General features: G+C 42.8%; 15 protein-coding genes and 1 pseudogene. 8 read left to right on the forward strand and 8 right to left on the reverse strand.

Annotated features, from left to right (window positions below):
• The first annotated feature begins 2 nt into the window (after window positions 1-2).
• From OCU56_RS15845 to OCU56_RS15865, 5 genes and pseudogenes are all read left to right on the forward strand, one after another.
• Window positions 3-707 (forward strand): DUF2057 family protein, encoded by a 705-nt coding sequence (locus OCU56_RS15845; protein ID WP_261874908.1) that lies wholly within the window; start codon window positions 3-5, stop codon window positions 705-707.
• Between the two features lie 610 nt (window positions 708-1317).
• Window positions 1318-1707 (forward strand): annotated as a pseudogene (locus OCU56_RS15850) (FAD-dependent oxidoreductase); the annotation flags it as partial.
• Window positions 1708-1869: 162 nt separating this feature from the next.
• Complete coding sequence (locus OCU56_RS15855; RefSeq protein WP_261874909.1) at window positions 1870-2847, forward strand: transposase; 978 nt, start codon at window positions 1870-1872, stop codon at window positions 2845-2847.
• Between the two features lie 464 nt (window positions 2848-3311).
• Complete coding sequence (locus OCU56_RS15860) at window positions 3312-4307, forward strand: HlyD family secretion protein (protein WP_261874910.1); 996 nt, start codon at window positions 3312-3314, stop codon at window positions 4305-4307.
• A gap of 32 nt (window positions 4308-4339) precedes the next feature.
• Window positions 4340-5806: a DHA2 family efflux MFS transporter permease subunit gene (locus OCU56_RS15865; protein ID WP_261875587.1), complete on the forward strand. Its 1467-nt coding sequence runs from the start codon at window positions 4340-4342 to the stop codon at window positions 5804-5806.
• A 243-nt stretch (window positions 5807-6049) separates the two neighbouring features.
• Here the strand turns inward: OCU56_RS15865 and OCU56_RS15870 are convergent, their stop codons facing one another.
• From OCU56_RS15870 to OCU56_RS15890, 5 genes are read right to left on the reverse strand one after another with little or no spacing between them, the layout of a single operon-like run.
• Window positions 6050-7003: a hypothetical protein gene (locus tag OCU56_RS15870; protein WP_261874911.1), complete on the reverse strand. Its 954-nt coding sequence runs from the start codon at window positions 7001-7003 to the stop codon at window positions 6050-6052.
• Window positions 6997-9555 (reverse strand): LuxQ periplasmic sensor domain-containing protein, encoded by a 2559-nt coding sequence (locus tag OCU56_RS15875; RefSeq protein WP_261874912.1) that lies wholly within the window; start codon window positions 9553-9555, stop codon window positions 6997-6999. Before OCU56_RS15875 ends, OCU56_RS15870 begins: the two co-directional genes overlap by 7 nt.
• Before the next feature lie 2 nt (window positions 9556-9557).
• Window positions 9558-10649 carry a substrate-binding domain-containing protein gene (locus OCU56_RS15880; RefSeq protein ID WP_261874913.1) on the reverse strand — a complete coding sequence of 364 codons (1092 nt, stop codon included), beginning with the start codon at window positions 10647-10649 and terminating at the stop codon, window positions 9558-9560.
• Window positions 10640-10933: a GIY-YIG nuclease family protein gene (locus OCU56_RS15885; protein ID WP_261874914.1), complete on the reverse strand. Its 294-nt coding sequence runs from the start codon at window positions 10931-10933 to the stop codon at window positions 10640-10642. The genes OCU56_RS15880 and OCU56_RS15885 overlap by 10 nt, the downstream gene beginning before the upstream one ends.
• A 3-nt stretch (window positions 10934-10936) precedes the next feature.
• Entirely contained in the window at window positions 10937-11590 is a 654-nt protein-coding gene (locus OCU56_RS15890; protein ID WP_261874915.1) for a YceH family protein, read from the reverse strand.
• 224 nt (window positions 11591-11814) lie between these two features.
• On the opposite strand from OCU56_RS15890, the gene OCU56_RS15895 reads away from it, so the two are divergent.
• Window positions 11815-12129 carry a DUF496 family protein gene (locus OCU56_RS15895; RefSeq protein WP_261874916.1) on the forward strand — a complete coding sequence of 105 codons (315 nt, stop codon included), beginning with the start codon at window positions 11815-11817 and terminating at the stop codon, window positions 12127-12129.
• Window positions 12130-12240: 111 nt separating this feature from the next.
• Here the strand turns inward: OCU56_RS15895 and OCU56_RS15900 are convergent, their stop codons facing one another.
• Window positions 12241-12756, reverse strand: a complete 516-nt coding sequence (locus tag OCU56_RS15900; protein ID WP_261874917.1) for a hypothetical protein — start codon at window positions 12754-12756, stop codon at window positions 12241-12243.
• A 279-nt stretch (window positions 12757-13035) separates the two neighbouring features.
• On the opposite strand from OCU56_RS15900, the gene OCU56_RS15905 reads away from it, so the two are divergent.
• Window positions 13036-13626, forward strand: a complete 591-nt coding sequence (locus tag OCU56_RS15905; RefSeq protein ID WP_261874918.1) for a pentapeptide repeat-containing protein — start codon at window positions 13036-13038, stop codon at window positions 13624-13626.
• A 3-nt stretch (window positions 13627-13629) separates the two neighbouring features.
• Here OCU56_RS15905 and OCU56_RS15910 read toward each other — a convergent pair whose 3' ends face one another.
• Both OCU56_RS15910 and OCU56_RS15915 read right to left on the reverse strand, forming a co-directional pair.
• Window positions 13630-14577, reverse strand: a complete 948-nt coding sequence (locus OCU56_RS15910; protein ID WP_261874919.1) for a LysR family transcriptional regulator — start codon at window positions 14575-14577, stop codon at window positions 13630-13632.
• A 130-nt stretch (window positions 14578-14707) separates the two neighbouring features.
• Window positions 14708-15607 (reverse strand): LysR family transcriptional regulator, encoded by a 900-nt coding sequence (locus OCU56_RS15915; protein WP_261874920.1) that lies wholly within the window; start codon window positions 15605-15607, stop codon window positions 14708-14710.
• Window positions 15608-15770: 163 nt separating this feature from the next.
• Here OCU56_RS15915 and OCU56_RS15920 point away from each other — a divergent pair, with 163 nt between their 5' ends.
• A complete protein-coding gene (locus OCU56_RS15920; protein ID WP_261874921.1) occupies window positions 15771-17465 on the forward strand; it encodes an L-lactate permease in 1695 nt (564 codons plus the stop codon).
• The last annotated feature ends 84 nt before the right edge of the window (window positions 17466-17549 follow it).

The following is a 17549-nucleotide window of genomic DNA, read 5'->3' on the forward strand; positions in this document are numbered from 1 at the left end:
CAATGTATAAGAAAATATTGCTAACTGGACTAGCACTTTCATTTACTGCTCCTGCATTTGCAGACATTAAAATTGACCTGCCTGAGCATGTAGACTTATTACTCGTCAATGGTGCAAAACCTATCATTGAAGGTGGTTTTTTCTCATCCACTTCTACCGCTATATTACCCGATGGCGAAAACCAAATCGTATTTCGTTACCAGCCTATGTTTAAGCAAGGGCAAAAAGTAGAAAAAGTGACCTCTGATGTCATTGTGGCGAAATTTGCAGCGGATGATCAACAGCTTAAATTTCAGTTTCCTCGATATCGTAACACCAGAGAGGCTCGTCAATTTAACAAAAACCCTCAGTGGCAGTTAATTGATAAATCTGGAAATCAGCTTGAAATAGCTCAAGATAAATTGATGCACAACGGCATGCAAATTGGTCGTGACTATGCAGCGGAAATGGTTGAATTTAATGCTTCTGGCAGTGTTGCAGCTGTCGCTACGGCCAATAGTATTGCCTATGCTGCGGTTGCTGCTGCACAAACCTCGGGCACAGAGGTGGCTGTAATACCCGTTTCACCAACAGGCGCAGAGACTAAGGCTCCGACCTCGGGTGCAAGTACCGCTACCACCGAAGAAGAGATGCTGATGTTTTGGTACAACAAAGCCGATGATGCTACCAAAGCCCGTTTTAAAGCGTATATAAACGGCCAGAAATAGCGGCAAACTCGTAAACAGAAACAGTGCGAGGAATTCTCTTAAAAACAAGGTGGGATGAGTCATTATTCTACCTTGTCTCAGCTTTCCTCTTGCTATGTCAGCTTTTAGTTCCCAACGCTAAAATACGGCGGATAATTGCAAGGCCTTGCTGTAAAATGCCTTGTTGTAATAGCGATAGCAACTCGGCATAGCAACAAAGTTTGACCCTCACCTTTTTTGGGCGCCATTTGCGAAAATGCACTGCCTGATTACCCCCTTCACAAACGACACTAAAATCCTGTTAACCCTACCGATTTATCGTAAATAATGTCTTAAACTCTTTATTAGAGCGAATAACCGTCGTTGCAATACCGTTCACAAGCAAAAATTTCGCGCGGTTATCAAGTGTTAACACTCACTAGGCTGTTAAATTATACCAAGTAAGTGATCAAAAAAATGCTCAAAAACAAAGCAGAACTTTTCCATAAGTCGTTATTCTACAATCAAAAATTGTAGCGCAGTTATCGAGTATTTTTACAATCTAGAATGACCCGATATTTAGTACGATTGGTATTGCTGACTGCGAACGGTTCAGACACCGGTATGAGAAGATATATAGGATACATTGCCCATGGACTCACAACATATCGATCCTCTTCCCCAAGATGTACTCGACATTATTGTCGTAGGCGGTGGCATTAATGGTGTCGGTATTGCTGCGGATGCCGTTTGTCGTGGACTCTCTTGCGCGCTATTTGAAGCCGAAGATTTTGCTAGCGCGACTTCATCGGCCAGTTCTAAATTACTTCATGGCGGTTTACGCTATTTAGAACACTACCAATTTAGACTAGTGTCTGAAGCTTTAGCAGAAAGAGAAGTGCTACTAAAAAAGGCTCCGCATATTATCAAACCCATGCGCTTTCGCCTGCCACATCGCCCTCACCTTCGCCCTGCTTGGATGATCCGGGCCGGTTTGTATTTATATGACTACCTCAGCCCTCGCCACACTCTACCAGCTAGTAAAGCTTATTTAATCGTATTTAATCATGCCACCCATTGTTAATTCTTATTTATGTATAACTAAATCAAACTGTAATTAAATTATGCCACCCACCTACACGACAGTGCATGTTTTGCATAATCGACTAAACTAAATGCACGATTTGAATGCAGGAGTAACCTAATGCCTCGCCCGCGAAAAACTCAAATTAGTCTTGAAGATACGCCTTATTATCATTGCTGCAGTCGCGTTGTCAGGCGCGCGTACCTTTGTGGCGACGATACTTACTCCGGGAAAAATTACGACCATAGACGTGGTTGGGTTGAATCATTATTACTAAAACTCACATCAGTATTTGCCATCGATGTTGCCGCTTTTGCTATTATGTCCAATCACTTACATGTGGTGTTACACGTTGATATTGAGGCCGCCAACGGCTGGAGTGACAGAGAAGTACTTGAGCAATGGCATCAAATATTTAAAGGCGATGAACTCACTCATCGCTTTGTTAAAGGGCATTTACTGCCCCCTGCAGATACCGCAATATTGCAGCATAGGATTGCTACTTATCGAAGTCGTCTTTGTGATATCAGCTGGTTTATGCGTTGTCTCAATGAGCCCATCGCACGCCGGGCCAACCAAGAGGACAACTGCTCTGGCCGATTTTGGGAAGGACGATTTAAATCTCAAGCCTTGCTCGATGAAGCCGCGCTCATTACCTGCATGGCTTACGTAGATTTAAATCCAATTAGAGCCAAAATGGCCAAAACACTTGAGCAGTCAGAGCATACCAGCATTCAACTTCGCATTCGGGGTGCTTTAAGAGGAGAGCAACCTAAACGTTTACTGCCTTTTATAGAAAATGAACAGCACAATCAACCTAAGGGCGTGGCTTTTCCGCTAAGTGACTACTTACAACTCATTGATGAAACAGGGCGGTTAATTCGGGATGATAAGCGTGGCGCTATCAGTACTGGTAGTCAGGATTTACTAGTAAAAATGAATATTGCCCCCGATAACTGGATGACACTTATCACTCAATTTGGCCACTTGTTCCATGGCCCTGTTGGGACACTTGAAGAACTGACATCTTACTGTGAGCATTTAGAAAAACGGCGACGGCATTTTGCAAATTGTTGCCGATACTTGAAAACCAGTTAATTGAGCCATTAATTAATTTATAAGCCCCAAAAATCCCCCCAATTTTACTTTGGGTGAGTTCCTGCATGCGATAAATCACCTTTTTTTGTTATCAACGATATCGCTACGCCCGTCACACTGTAATTCACTCTTTTTCATGATATATCGAGAACCTAAGCGTACCTGCTATACGATTACCTAAAAATACAATGCTATCTTATTGAATTAGAATGGGTGGCAACTTATGTTGCAACTTATGTTTTCAGATTTATGATTGGAGGGTGGTGGAAAATTGAGCGCTATTATCTATGATTTAGGGGGCGGATGCACATTAATTACGTTTGTAGTCAATATAATATCGACTGAATTAGAATTCAGAAATTAAAAGTAAGTGTGCAATTTTTCGCATATTCAATGCCCATATTAGAGCTTATAGTCTAGCCCCTTGAATTATCATCATTATTTGACGTCAAACTAGGTTGGTCATGAAGAAATACATTAAAGGGTACATTACCGCTATCATCCTTTTAGCCTTTGCTGGTGGTATTGCATATTACTGGCACTACAGTGACCTTCACCCATCAACTGAAAATGCTTATGTTCACGGTAAAACTGTTTCTGTAACTCCTCTTGTACAAGGGCGTATTACAAAAATTTCAGTTGATGACTTTCAGTTTGTGCATATGGGTGATCACCTGATTTCTGTGGATTCTCAACCTTATACTATCGCGGTAAAAGAAGCTCAGGCTGCTTATCAAGCAGCACTTCAGCAAAATAAATCTCAAGAATCTGGGGTTAACGCGGCCATAGCTCAACTCAATGAAGCGAAAGCAAATCTACTTAATGCACAAAAAACATATAAAAGAACGCAAGTATTAGTCGCGAAACACTTAGTCCCTATCCAACAAGGTGATACTGACCGTACTCGTCTTGCTGATGCTCAAGCGCACCTTCATGCCGCCCAAGCTGGATTACAACAAGCCATTGATACGCAGGGGGGAAAAGGTGTTGCCTCTGCAGCTGTACAGCAAGCTGCAGCTCATCTTGCAAAGGCAGAGCTCGAACTTAGCTATACAGAAATTAGTTCACCTTTTGATGGTTATGTCGGCGACGTAAAAATACATTTAGGTACTTTTGTCTCCACAGGGCAACCCCTATTTCCAGTGGTAAAACAATATAGCCAATGGGTTCAAGCTAACTTCAAAGAATCACAAATGCCACGCCTATCTGAAGGGCAACCTGTTGAAATTAAAATAGATATGTATCCAGACCAAGTATGGCACGGTAAGTTGGATAAAATATCTCCAGCCAGTGGTACTAGTTTTTCATTACTTCCACCAGAAAATGCCACTGGCAACTGGGTGAAGGTAGGCCAACGTTTCCCAGTTAAAATTATCATTACCGATGATTTATCTTCTACACCAATATTAAGAATTGGTTCTAGTACTCAAGTAACTGTGGATACAACGGCTGGAGAATAGTCGTGGAAAACATCACACCTTTCAAGCGTACTATGATTGTGATTGCAGTGATGACTTCTGCAATCATGGTTTTACTCGATATGACCATTGCCAATGTCGCACTTCCTCAAATGCAAGGGGCGCTTGGCGCGACATCAGATACTATCACTTGGGTGTTAACTGCCTATACCATGGCAGAAGCCATTTTTATTCCATTAACCAGCTTTTTCTCCAGCAAACTTGGTGAGCGCCGTTTATTACTGACTGCTGTAACAGGCTTTATGATCGCATCTATTTTATGCGGTCAAGCTCAATCCATTGAAACTATGGTGTTATTTCGCATTATTCAAGGGATGTTTGGCGCTGTAGTTATTCCATTATCTCAATCATTACTTATTTCGGTTTTTCCTGCTAATGAACGTGGCAAAGCGATGTCTATCTTTAGTATTGGTATTCTGCTCGGTCCTATTTTAGGCCCAACATTAGGTGGTTTAATAACTCAAAACATGGATTGGCGTTGGGTTTTCTACGTGAATGTCCCTGTGGGTTTATTCTGCCTAACCATGATCTATCTGTTTGTTAAGGCATCAAATAAACGCACCGCAGTCATCGATTGGCCCACCATGATTTCCATGGCCGTTGGTATTGGTATGCTACAAATGGTTTTAGACCAAGGTAACCAACTTGACTGGTTTGAATCTAGAGTCATACAGATCAGTATGGTAATGGCATTTGTTGGTATTGCCTTCTTTGTTCATCGTAGTTTCAAAACGCGAAGCCCTGTTGCACCTATTTGGATGCTCAGTAATAGAAATCTAGCATTAGGCTCTTTAATGATGGCTATTTTTGCCAGTGCTTTATTTGGTTTAACTGCACAATTACCAATGATGTTAGAAGGCGTTCTTAACTATCCTGTTGATACTACAGGGCTATTAATGGCACCAAGGGGGATTGCTGCAGCAATCACTCTTATTGCGACAGCCAAGTTTATGAACAATAATCGCCTACAAGGAATGGTCGCATCCGGTGCAATTTTGTGCGGTATTGCAGGCATTACTATGTCCCAATATTCAGAAAATATAGACTTTTATTGGCTGATCATACCAAGCCTCATTCAAGGATGTGGCATGGGGTTAGTTTTTTCTAGCCTATCCTCTATTGCCTACACAACACTAAAACCAGATCAAGGTGTAGCAGGTGCAAGTATCTTTAACTTGTTTAGAACAATTGGCAGCTCATTCGGTATCTCTATTGCTACAACCTATCAGTTTAGAAGCTCACAAGAGCAATGGAATTCGTTAAGCCAATCGATTAACCCATACAATCCCAATCTTCAACAATGGCTGAGTGATACAGGGTTAAACTTAAACGATCCTACCACACAAACTATCTTACAAGAGCAAGTACAGAAGCAATCTGAAATCATTGCTTTTGTGCATACTTTCTCGTTTATCACAATGATGTTTGTTCTCATCATCCCGATATTGTTTTTACTCAAGATCCCTAAACAAAACATCTAACAATAAAACAGCTCATCAGCCCCTTGCGACTAAATTAAATCCTTTTAATCGAGACACCCATGATATTTTTATCAATATGTATATGTGTCTCGATTAACAATCTCTAACTCTTAGCACGCTCGTAATCATGGGTGTCTCAATAATCAATCAATCATTTGATGCCTGGATTTTAAAGAAACTTTTATTGTGGGTGTCCCAGTTAAACTCACTGCTAAGCCATGATTTATCATGGGTGTCTCGATTTTATTTAGGCCATAATTGGTGGTTAGGGTCGTGAGACTCACACCAATTAGGGTTGCTCCTTGCCTCTAGGTATAATTGCAAGCCATGATAAAGTTGAAATGCCACCACACCACCTAGGTGTTCGTATTGCTCAAAAAAGGCGTCCTCACATTGTTGCAATTGGGCCAAATTTTGTATGCCTCTGTGCATTGCCCACAGGATGCTTTCCGCCGTCGCCTGTTGCTTGTCTATGGTCACCGGCAATACATCGTCTAATGTCACAGATGTCAGTGGTGTCAAAATTACCTCAGCATTGATCATCGCTTTTGTATCTTGCTGTTGCTGAGCAATTTCCGATAATACGCTATCCGCAGAACGCTTTGTGATGGAAGGGTGCAGGCGCGCTATACGTAACGCATATGCTAATTGCGACTGCCCTAAAATTGCCACCAGCCCTTCTAATAAATATTTATTCAACGATTCTGAGCGCTGATAAAATGCCACCGCAGCCTCAAAATCAATAAATCGAGAGCCTGCAAACTCAAAACCACAACTTTCGTCTATGATGTCCAATGGCACGCCATTAATCGCCAGAGACCAGCCAGAAAAATCCACTCGCCCTTTGGCTATTTCATACATCATCCAAGCGCTGTCAGTAAAACCTTTAAAAGATGTCCCCTCTAAGCAGGTTTGCTCAAGCTCTTGTTGGGTCCAATTTACTCCAATACCTAAATGTTTGGCATAGCGTTTCATGAGCCCATGGTTAACTTCTAATTGTAAATCCCAAATAGAATCCGTCACACAAGACTGACTCAACACCTTACACTCTTTGCATGCGGGTAACGTTAGTGGCACATGAGCCAAATAAGCGCTGTTCACCTTAGGAAAATCCACCGCATCATTACTGGGTTCACCACAAAACCAGCAACAGTGACGGTACTGAAACGGAACATCAATCTCTTGATAATTTAGCATTGCGCTGACTCCAAAACCTGTTGCAACGTAAGTAAAAGATTATCTTCTAATATTGGCTTAACTAACACCGCATTGGCCCCCGCCGACATAAATGCGTCCGCGGTGGACTGATACCCGTCCGCAGTACAAGCAATGATCGGTGTAGTCACTCCCCAATGCTCACGTAATTTCTGTGTCACCTCAATACCATCCATAAACGGCATCTGGTTATCCATAAATATCACATCATAGGTGTTGGTTTTCACTTTTTCGATGGCTTGTAAGCCATCCGTCACCCAATCAAAAACCAATCCATGGCGTTTTCCTAATGCTTGAATGACTGAAGCATTGGTTTTGTTATCCTCAACCAATAATACTTGAATTTTTCGCGGTTCAAACCATGCAGCAGGCACTATCTGCCCCCCCTTAACGGAGCACTGATGGCCATCATCATGAGCAATAGGCACCTCATTGATGATCTTAATGGGCATCGTCACCGAGAAACAACTGCCACTGTCTAATTGGCTTTCAACAGTAATGTCTCCTTCTAAATGAGATACCAGACTCTGCACAATACTTAGCCCTAAGCCCGTACCGCCGTATTCTCGACTAATCGTAATATCTGCCTGAGTAAAGGCTAAAAAGACCGACTCCAATCGATCCTCAGCAATACCAATGCCCGTATCTCTTACCGAAAAATACAGCTCTTGTCGTCCCGCTTGCCCACTACGCAACTGCACATCCACACTCACCGCACCGCGCGCAGTAAACTTAATGGCATTACTGAGTAAGTTAAGCAAAATTTGCGTTAAACGGAGCTGATCACTATGCACAATAATCGAATCATCAAAGTTGCGCACTAGGGAGAACTTCAAGCCTTTTTGCATGCAACTAGGTTGAGCAAAGCTTTCGATTTTTTTGATCACTTGGTTAAGAGGAAAATCCAACTGTTCAATCGTCAAACCACCACTGTCAATACGTGAAAAATCTAAGATATCATTCAACATATTCAGTAGATGTTCACTGCTTTGATTCAATATCTGTACTTGAACTTTTTGTTCATCCAACTGCACATTCTGAGCCAATAATTGCGCCATACCTAAGATGCCATTTAACGGTGTACGGATTTCATGGCTGACTTTGGCTAAAAATTCCGCTCGTGTCGCCGCCGTTTGCTCCGCTTCTTTACGGGCACGCTCACTTTGACGCTCGGCTTCAATAAACTGGGTAATATTTCGCCCTTGTACCACTAAGGTAGGAGCAGCACCTTCCACCAAAATAGGCACAATACTCCAGCGATAAATTTGCTCCCCTAAAGAGATATCTACTTCGGTATGCTTTTGCGTTTGTAAAACAAAATCTAAATGCTGATCGAGATGTGTCTTCAAGGCAACAGCGTGTCGGTCATTTTCAAATGCCTCAATGGCGGCAGGGTTAAGCTCTAAAATGTTTTTATTATTGCTAAATAGCACCGTTGGTAATAATGCAAAATTAAACAAATTTTTAAACGAGGTTTCTTTTTGTTTTTCTCGCAAAATACTCTGCAACAAGGTATTACCTAAGCGATCAAATTCGATAATATTCGAACCTTTAAAACTGAGCTGCTTTTTGACGCTATCAAAGCTATCAGCCAACACCATTACACTGGTAAGCTCTTTTTCTACCCGGCGCTGTACAAACCGAGTGATGGCAATAGCGGATGCTGTAACCGCCAATAATGCAAACAGCAAAGAGGCCGCAAAACTCACTTCAAGCGTATCTAATCGGCTAGTATTTTGAATGAAAACGGCATGAATTGGGCTAACTACCCCTCCGACCATCACGTCTACCTGACTCATCATTTCAGAGGAAAAAAAGGTTTGATCGGCCAGCTTAACGGGTTCATTTTGTTGCAGTTTCTTGCTGATTACCGGTGAGGAAGAGGCAATGATCTCCCCCCCTTCCACCAGCATAATTTCACTGACATCGGCATCGATCACTACATCCCGTAAAAAACTTACGTTGTTATCCATCACCAAACCTACGTAGTAATGCCCAACAACTTCACCACTTTTAGGGTTAATAAATGGCGAACGACGGATCATAATATGCTTATTACCCAGCTTTACCGAAGGCCCTAAGAAGTACCAACTATTATTAAAATCAACCTTCTCTCCTAGAGCTAATAATTGCGCATGGGTCAAACCATAAAATGCGGCACTGCCGTCATCCCAAGCCAAATCGCCATAACGATATATAAACCGAAAATCCGACGCACCATTAGGGTCAAACTCCTCAAGTTTAAGCATGTAATTATCAATAGCTTGGTAGTTTTTAGCATCAAAAAGGTCGATAAGAGTGGTCGATTTTGCAGTAATATCTTGGGTTACTTGAATCGTTTGCAGGCGATTTTCCATCAACTGCTTAACAATACGCGCCGTTTGATTGAAGTTTCTCTCTAACTCAGTTTCAAAGGTTTTTGTTCCTAACTGATAGTTATAAAACACAAAACCCACAATCACCACAAACCAAGAAATCCAAGACACGCGAATAATCTGGGCCGTCAGAGATTTTTTCCTAGCCACTAGCTTCATACCTACCTATTTGAATATCGAAAGGCTTTTAATTTTAGATCCCGTGCAATTTGCGGATCATCGTCTTTAGTGAGTACTTGATACTTGCCCGAGAATACTTTCGGAACGGGTAGACCTTGCAAATCCAGCTTAATCCCTTCGGCTATGGCCAAACCGGTTTCATCTGTCATACGCACAATAGTAAAGTCGAGATCACCACTTTTAATGGCTTCTATTTCAGACCCTCCCCCCCAGCCATTCACCATCACATCTTCTCGTTCTAACTCCGCCAACGCATCGCTCACGCCAAACGCCACATCCGTAGAGCAAGCGTAAATAAAGTCTATATTGGGCTGCTGATCAAGCATCGCTAAGGTAGCTTCATAGGCCGAAGCACGGTTCGCATGGGTAAAATAGGCCGTTTTCACCGCATAATCCCCTTGATGTTTGATGTATTTTACAAAGGTATCACCGCGCGCTTCACTAATGTAGCCCGGCGAGAAATACATTAGCCCAAAATTGGCCTGCTCAGGGTAGTTGCGCATGTACTCTTGGGCAAGCAATATACTCCCTTTTACATGATCAAACCCCACATACATCAAGGGTTGACGTTCATCCCATTGCTTAATGGGTGTGGTAATATTAATCAGAATTAACTTGGTTTTATTACTACTTAAGACACTTTCAGCAAATTTTTTGTGCCGACTAGAGTCTAAGGTAAAAATGAGATAATCAGGTTCATTTTGTAGCGCCTTTTTCAGGCTTTCTCCCTCTTGACGGTGGTCAATGTTGGGGCGGGATGAGTATTTACGCAACCGAAAATCAATATTGAGCTCTTTTAGCCTTAGCTCCAAGGCTTTAATGTTGCGCCACCAATAATCAGACAATTGCGACCCTGGGTACACAATATCTATTTCAATAGGTCTATCTTGAATGATGTTAGCGCTAATAGGCGGGTTGGAGATGCGCAACGTCATCTCCTGTGTTAACTTCTTTTGCTCAGGGTGCTCGTTGAGATAAGATTCATACTCCCAGTATTCGCGCAAAACTGTGGTGGTAGCCATACATTCGGACGCATAAAATGACAATAACGCAGCAGCTAACATCACTCGCATAGCATAGACTCCAACAATTTTGGATTTTCTCCAGACACCAAACTTTCCTTGAGCGGTTTCTTCAACTGTTTGATCCTATATTCGACTTTTAATGCCTGTGATTTATTCGCCACCTTAATAGACCAAACTAGGCTCAACGGCCCCTTTCCTCGCAATGCTTTAGCGCCTGTGCCATTAACATGCTGCGCAAAGCGTCGCTGGAGATCATTCGTTACGCCACAATATAATGCGTTATGGCGTGTACGAATTAAATAAACAAACCAAGTGGCTTCTTCCTTGCTCATCACTTAGTGCGCAGGTTCAAACAAGGCTTTCAGCTCGGCCACTTCCTCTTTCAAAGTAGCCACATCTTGTTCTAATGCCACAATTTTATCGCGCATTGGCACAGAGCTAGCAACTGCTGGCGCTTCACTGGCTAATGCCGCCATGTCCACTTCACCACAAAACAAGTGCTGATAACGTGACTCTCTCTTTCCTGGCTCTCTTGCCAATTTCACCACAATAGGAAAATCTTGAGCAGCCAATTTTTCTAAGGTCGCTTCCACTTCTTTTCCATCCGCAAAGTGCGCTAAACGTGTTGTGCGTGTACGCAACTCGCCTGGAGTCTGAGCCCCACGTAACAGCATAGAACAAACTATGGCTTTGTCTTGTTCACTAAACTGTAAATCACCAAATTCTGTATTACAAAAGCGGTGTTGATACTTTGCGGTACGGCTATTAAAGCCACTATCGTCACTCACTAAACGGCGTTCGATCAATCCATTAATACCATCAAGTACCTGTGCATCGGTTAACGCCATGACAGGATCGCGATTGCTCCTTTGATTGCAAGCCGCCGTTAAACTATTCAAGCTCAGCGGGTAATAATCCGGAGTCGTGACTTCTTTTTCGATCAGACAGCCAATAATGCGTGCCTCGAGCGCAGATAGTTGCAATAACATTCTCAAATTCCATCTTTAAATATTGTTTACTAAGATTGTGTAAGTATCGTCTAGGATGGGATAACAAGTCTGTGAAATCATTCTTGTTTTGTCACTAAAAAAAGAAAAAAATGGTTAAAGAAAGAAAAGAGTACTACAACGGTCACTGCGTGAACTTCACACTGTAAGTTTACTAACGCTTGTGGTTTAATTTCGTTAGTTAATATTGGCATTAAGGGTAAAAAATGAACAACGTATATGAAATTGTAAATTTGGCACGCCGTAAAAACAAACTGAAACGAGAAATCCTCGATCACGAAAAGAAAGTTCGCGATAACCGTAAACGTGCCGACCTTTTAGACAACTTAATGGATTACATCAAGCCCAATATGAGTCACGATGAAATCATTATGATTGTGAAAAACATGAAAGCTGACTACGAAGATCGTGTTGATGACCATATCATTACCAGCGCTGAAATTTCAAAAACTCGCCGTGAAATTAGTCGTAAAATTCGCGAACTAACGGAAGAAGACAAACAAGCACACGGCAAAAAATAGCCTCTAGTGTTTGTACAATGACAACGCGACGCCGCACCGGTTTCGCGTTTTTATCTCTGCCTATCTACCACCCCCCTATCATTACACGCTAAAAAACCAACTTTAAGTATTTTAGTGGCCATTAAAATTCGTATTCAATACTATGCCTAAGTCTATATTGCCAAATACCGAGTAAGGCAAAAATGTATTTTTATGATCTACATAGTTCAGCGAAATCCCGCCTCTGACCGCAAAATAAGAATTAAATTTAAACACCACAGCAGTAGATGAAGATATACCATGACCACTGCGAGACTGAAGATCCCAAGCCAAGTCTCGGGAGCCAGTATAATCTATGCTTCCTAGTTCAAATTGAAACTGTACTCTAGGCTCATACTTTAAAGGGTGCTGGATACCTATACGATAGGTATTCCACCTCTCTTCATCTGTAAAATATCGGTACTCAATCTGCTCAACACTTGCATACAGCGTATTGTTACCAAACACATTTGTGATACCTAGTTGACCACCATAACCACTGATCCCTGTACCATACATAGGGCCAACGGTAATATGAGGGGAAAAGTGCAAATCGTGACCTTGCACCATAAATGGCATAAAAAGAACAATTATAAAACGCTTCATCATTAACGGCTTTTTTAACATCACAAGTTATTGCGCACACCTTGTGATTCGTGGGAAAATTTGCGCCGATAATAAAGCCCCACCCTCCCCTTGACTAATAAGTAAAGATTACCAACATGATAGTCTTTACTTATTAGACTTTTGCCTTATCCCATTGACGCTGCGCTGAAATTAAACCCTGTCACTCATTAGCATTTTGCCGTCTTTTATGCAGCGAAATAGCCCTCGCTAATGATGCGTTTGCAGGGTAAAGTTATCCTTTATTTGTCACTAGGAACGTTTATGAAAAACCAGCAGCAATATTACGATGAACATTTTGCCAAACAGACCGATATTGCTCAGATTTTTCATGATATTGAGTTTGAAGAGTGCGAGTTTGTTGACTGTGATTTTTCCGAAACACAGTTTAAGCATTGTCAGTTTATTAATTGTCGCTTTGTTCGTTGTAATTTGAGCTTAATTAAAGTTCCCAACTGTCGTTGGTATCAGGTCACATTTTGTGAGAGTAAACTGGTAGGCATCGACTGGACTACCGCGCACTGGCCCAGTTTTCACGCCGATAATGAACTGACATTTAAACAGTGTATTTTAAATGATTGCTCATGGTTTGGTTTGACCTTGCAAGAGTTAACTATGGTGGAGTGCAAACTGCATGACGCCGATTTTAGAGAGGGGGATTTTTCCTCATCTACCCTTACTTATTGCGATTTTACTCACAGCCTGTTTATGCGCTCAAACCTTGAGAAAGTGAACTTTACCGAATCATCAAATATGGCTATTGATCTTAATAATAACCGCTTAGCAGGGGCCAAATTCTCTCGTTACGAAGCCCTAAGCCTGTTAGATAGCCTCGATATCGAACTGGTAGATTAAGCGTTACTGGTACAAGGTGGAATAATGAGGAATGTGGCTCTCCCAAATGGCGGGAGAACCAATATGATCTTCCACGTATCGAATAAATTCACTGGCGAGTAAGGTTTTTTTGCGATGCGGATACATAGCATAAATCCCCGTATCCATGGTGGATAATCGGTGATCGGTCAGCAATGGTAGCAATTTTGATTGTGCGATGGGTCGGTCTAAGTTAAATAGATCAATGAGCGCATAGCCCAAACCATCTTTTACTGCGCCCATCATAGTGCGTACATCGCTCACTTTATAATTGCCCTGCATTCTCAACGTCACCATATTAGATGAATGAGCGGTGTCACTAATACGAACTCGGTCTAGGGTCACACTGCCATTGCTGTACACCACCGCAGGCAGCGCCAATAGTTGCTGAGGCGTTGTCGGTAATCCGTGCAGCTCTACAAAATCCTCGGATGCTACCAATGCAAAATTGGTTTTAGCTATCTGCTTGGCAATGAGGTTTGACTCTTTTAGTTTCCCCACCCGAAAGGCCAGATCAAATTGGTCTGCAATAATATCGACCCGTTTATCATCTAAGGACAAAATCACTTGTACATCAGGGTATTGCTTCATAAATCGCGTCACTACTGGTTGTAGGTACTGTTGGCCAAAAAAGATGGGGGAGGTAATACGCAATGTGCCTTTTGGCTCACTGTGATAGGAATCAGCAATGCTATGAATGTGAGTGAGGGTGTCCATAAGCACATGCGTTTGCTGTAAAATTTCCTCACCGGCAGAGGTGAGAGAGAAAGAGCGTGTAGAGCGATTTAATAACTGCACCCCAAGATCCGTTTCCAACTTTTTGATCTGTTTTGATAGCGCCGAGTTGTCCATATCGTGCAAGGCGGCGGCCTTTGTGAACGAACCTTGCTGCACCACATCGCGAAAAAGGGCCAACTGTAGACTCAATGACATGCCACTCTCCTATGTTGTACCATTTTCACTCTCTACTGTATTGATTGCGCTTTACGCTTATTAAGCGCAAGTCCTGTAACCTCTGCCATTTTAGACGTCAAAGGCGATGAAAGCCATCCTCTGAATCTCATCAAAAACAGTGCCCTAGTGCCAAGTATCGCTGACGAATATGCTCAATCAACCTTTTTACTTTATTAGGGGGTTGGCGAGTAAAAGGGTACACCGCATAAATACCTAATTTTTTCCCCACCAAATCAGGAAAGATATCAATCAAATCGCCATTTAAAAAATCATCATACACCAAACACCTTGGCACATAAGCGATCCCGTGCCCACCCAGCGCAGAGCGACGTAATGCCGTGGCATTGTTAGTGGAAAACCCTCCAGATACTTTCACTAGGTAGTTGCCATCAGCGCCCTTAAACTGCCATTCACTCGCTCCTGTGGTTTGATAGGCATACTGCAAACAGTTGTGCTTAACCAACTCACGAGGATGATGCAGTTTGCCGTTTTGCGCAATATAGCTGGGCGACGCGCACACCACCCATTGTGAATCAATGATATGCCGTGCAATTAGGCTAGAATCTTCTAAGTATCCGGTACGGATCACCACGTCATACCCCCCTGAAATCAAATCCACAAAGCGATTTTCTAGGGACATATCCACCGATAACCCGGGGTTTTGATTGCAAAACTCCGCGACCGCATCCGCCAAAATGAGCTCACCCGAAATCGTCGGCACCGACATCTTAATGTGCCCCGAAATATTCTGTCCCAACCCAGACACCGCTTTTTTGGCTTCCTCAGTGGCTTGAGTCACACTTTTCGCTTTATTTAACAATATCTTACCCGCTTCTGTGAGGCTTAATTTGCGGGTGGTTCGATACAGTAGTTGTGTCCCTGCATTTTGCTCTAATCGAGCAATTCTTTTGCTAACTACCGAATTTGTAAGGTTATTTTTTTCAGCTACCTTACTAAAGCTACCCAATTCTATAACCTGAGAAAATAGAATTAAATCGTCTGCTCGCATGTTATTACATCATTTTTGGAAATAATCATTTTCATTATTTCTCTATATCAATAAAAAATAAAGGATTAAATTCACGCTCGATTAACAAATTCATCACAAGATACTTTCATGGAGGTAACGTCAATGTTGTCCGTGCCATGCAAACGTACGAGGAAGGAAACCCATGAGTGAAACCCTACTGGCCTTAGTGGCCTTCTCACCCATTGTCGTTGCGGCAATATTGTTAGTTGGCCTCAATTGGCCAGCTAAAAAAGCCATGCCTGTGGCATTTGCTCTAACGGTGGCCATTGCACTGCTCTGTTGGGATATGTCAGCAAATCGCGTGATCGCTTCTATCTTTCAAGGCTTAGGCATTACTGTCTCAGTATTGTGGATTGTCTTTGGTGCTATCTTCTTATTAAACACTCTCAAGCACACCGGAGCCATCACAGTTATACGCAATGGCTTTACTGATATCTCCTGTGACCGTCGCATACAAGCCATTATCATCGCTTGGTGTTTTGGTTCATTCATTGAAGGGGCTTCTGGATTTGGTACGCCGGCAGCTATTGCCGCGCCACTGTTAGTCGCCATTGGCTTCCCGGCCCTTGCCGCTGTGCTAATGGGCATGATGATACAGTCCACTCCAGTTTCGTTTGGCGCTGTGGGGACGCCCATTATTGTCGGAGTCAACCGAGGATTAGATACCCACAACATTAGTGAGTCGCTACTGGTAAACGGCTCAACATGGGAGGCTTACCTACAACAAATCACCTCAAGTGTGGCCATTATTCACGCCATTGTGGGTACCCTAATTCCGGTATTAATGGCGGTGATGCTAACGCGTTTCTTTGGCAAAAATCGCAGTTGGAAAGAAGGGCTAGATATTCTGCCTTTCGCTGTATTTGCCGGCCTTGCATTTACTCTTCCTTACGCTTTAACTGGTGTCTTTCTTGGCCCTGAATTCCCGTCATTAATTGGTGGAATGATTGGTTTGGCTATTGTGGTTACAGCAGCCAAAAAAGGTTTCTTAGTGCCTAAAAAGCCGTGGGACTTTGATAGCGAAGATAAATGGCCAGCAGAATGGTTAGGCTCTTTAAAGATTGATCTAAAAGAGAAAACAACCGGCACGCCAATGAGTTTGGCTAAAGCATGGGCCCCTTATGTCATGCTTGCTGTCATCCTTGTTGCTAGCCGTGTTAGCCCAGAGTTTAAAGGCATGCTACAAAGCGTGAGTCTTTCCTTCGCCAATATTTTAGGTGAAGTGGGTATCAGCACATCTATCCAACCGCTTTATTTACCGGGTGGCATCTTAGTCTTTGTGGCTTTGCTGGCTGTACTTTTGCAGTCCGGTGGTATGAAAGCCCTTAGCAATGCCTTTGGTGAGTCGAGTAAAACCCTCATCGGTGCTGGCTTTGTGTTGCTGTTTACCATTCCTATGGTACGCATCTTTATTAACTCTGGTATCAATGGGGCTGATCTAGCGAGTATGCCGGTGACAACCGCAAACTTTGCCTCCGCTCTCGTTGGTGGCGCCTTCCCTATGCTCAGTGCCACCATTGGTGCTCTAGGGGCCTTCATTGCAGGGTCAAATACCGTCTCTAACATGATGTTTAGCCAGTTCCAGTTTGAAGTGGCGCAAACTCTGAATATCTCCACTGTCATTATGGTAGCCCTACAAGCCATAGGCGCAGCGGCAGGTAACATGATTGCCATTCACAACGTGGTGGCTGCATCGGCAACGGTTGGCCTGTTAGGTCGTGAAGGGGCGGTATTGCGCAAAACCATTATTCCAACCATCTACTACCTCATCATGACGGGCATTATCGGCATGCTCATCATTTATGGATTGCAATTTAGCGACCTGTTAATGACCTAACTGTGGCAAAAAATAAGGGCGCATATGTGCCCTTATCTTGTTCCCTATACTCAAAGCGCCAGCAACTTCTGACCCTTATTTCAA

The sequence above is a fragment of the Vibrio rarus genome, assembly GCF_024347075.1.
GTDB lineage: Bacteria > Pseudomonadota > Gammaproteobacteria > Enterobacterales > Vibrionaceae > Vibrio > Vibrio rarus.

What these genes read in the sequence shown, in the direction of transcription:
- OCU56_RS15890 (WP_261874915.1), bottom strand. Translation starts at nt 11,590, where the DNA reads ATGTTATTGCAACTATCTGCGCTCGAGGCACGCATTATTGGCTGTCTG.
- OCU56_RS15865 (WP_261875587.1), top strand. Translation starts at nt 4,340, where the DNA reads ATGATTGTGATTGCAGTGATGACTTCTGCAATCATGGTTTTACTCGAT.
- OCU56_RS15905 (WP_261874918.1), top strand. Translation starts at nt 13,036, where the DNA reads ATGAAAAACCAGCAGCAATATTACGATGAACATTTTGCCAAACAGACC.
- OCU56_RS15875 (WP_261874912.1), bottom strand. Translation starts at nt 9,555, where the DNA reads ATGAAGCTAGTGGCTAGGAAAAAATCTCTGACGGCCCAGATTATTCGC.
- OCU56_RS15900 (WP_261874917.1), bottom strand. Translation starts at nt 12,756, where the DNA reads ATGATGAAGCGTTTTATAATTGTTCTTTTTATGCCATTTATGGTGCAA.
- OCU56_RS15915 (WP_261874920.1), bottom strand. Translation starts at nt 15,607, where the DNA reads ATGCGAGCAGACGATTTAATTCTATTTTCTCAGGTTATAGAATTGGGT.
- OCU56_RS15845 (WP_261874908.1), top strand. Translation starts at nt 3, where the DNA reads ATGTATAAGAAAATATTGCTAACTGGACTAGCACTTTCATTTACTGCT.
- OCU56_RS15885 (WP_261874914.1), bottom strand. Translation starts at nt 10,933, where the DNA reads ATGAGCAAGGAAGAAGCCACTTGGTTTGTTTATTTAATTCGTACACGC.
- OCU56_RS15870 (WP_261874911.1), bottom strand. Translation starts at nt 7,003, where the DNA reads ATGCTAAATTATCAAGAGATTGATGTTCCGTTTCAGTACCGTCACTGT.
- OCU56_RS15855 (WP_261874909.1), top strand. Translation starts at nt 1,870, where the DNA reads ATGCCTCGCCCGCGAAAAACTCAAATTAGTCTTGAAGATACGCCTTAT.
- OCU56_RS15895 (WP_261874916.1), top strand. Translation starts at nt 11,815, where the DNA reads ATGAACAACGTATATGAAATTGTAAATTTGGCACGCCGTAAAAACAAA.
- OCU56_RS15860 (WP_261874910.1), top strand. Translation starts at nt 3,312, where the DNA reads ATGAAGAAATACATTAAAGGGTACATTACCGCTATCATCCTTTTAGCC.
- OCU56_RS15920 (WP_261874921.1), top strand. Translation starts at nt 15,771, where the DNA reads ATGAGTGAAACCCTACTGGCCTTAGTGGCCTTCTCACCCATTGTCGTT.
- OCU56_RS15880 (WP_261874913.1), bottom strand. Translation starts at nt 10,649, where the DNA reads ATGCGAGTGATGTTAGCTGCTGCGTTATTGTCATTTTATGCGTCCGAA.
- OCU56_RS15910 (WP_261874919.1), bottom strand. Translation starts at nt 14,577, where the DNA reads ATGTCATTGAGTCTACAGTTGGCCCTTTTTCGCGATGTGGTGCAGCAA.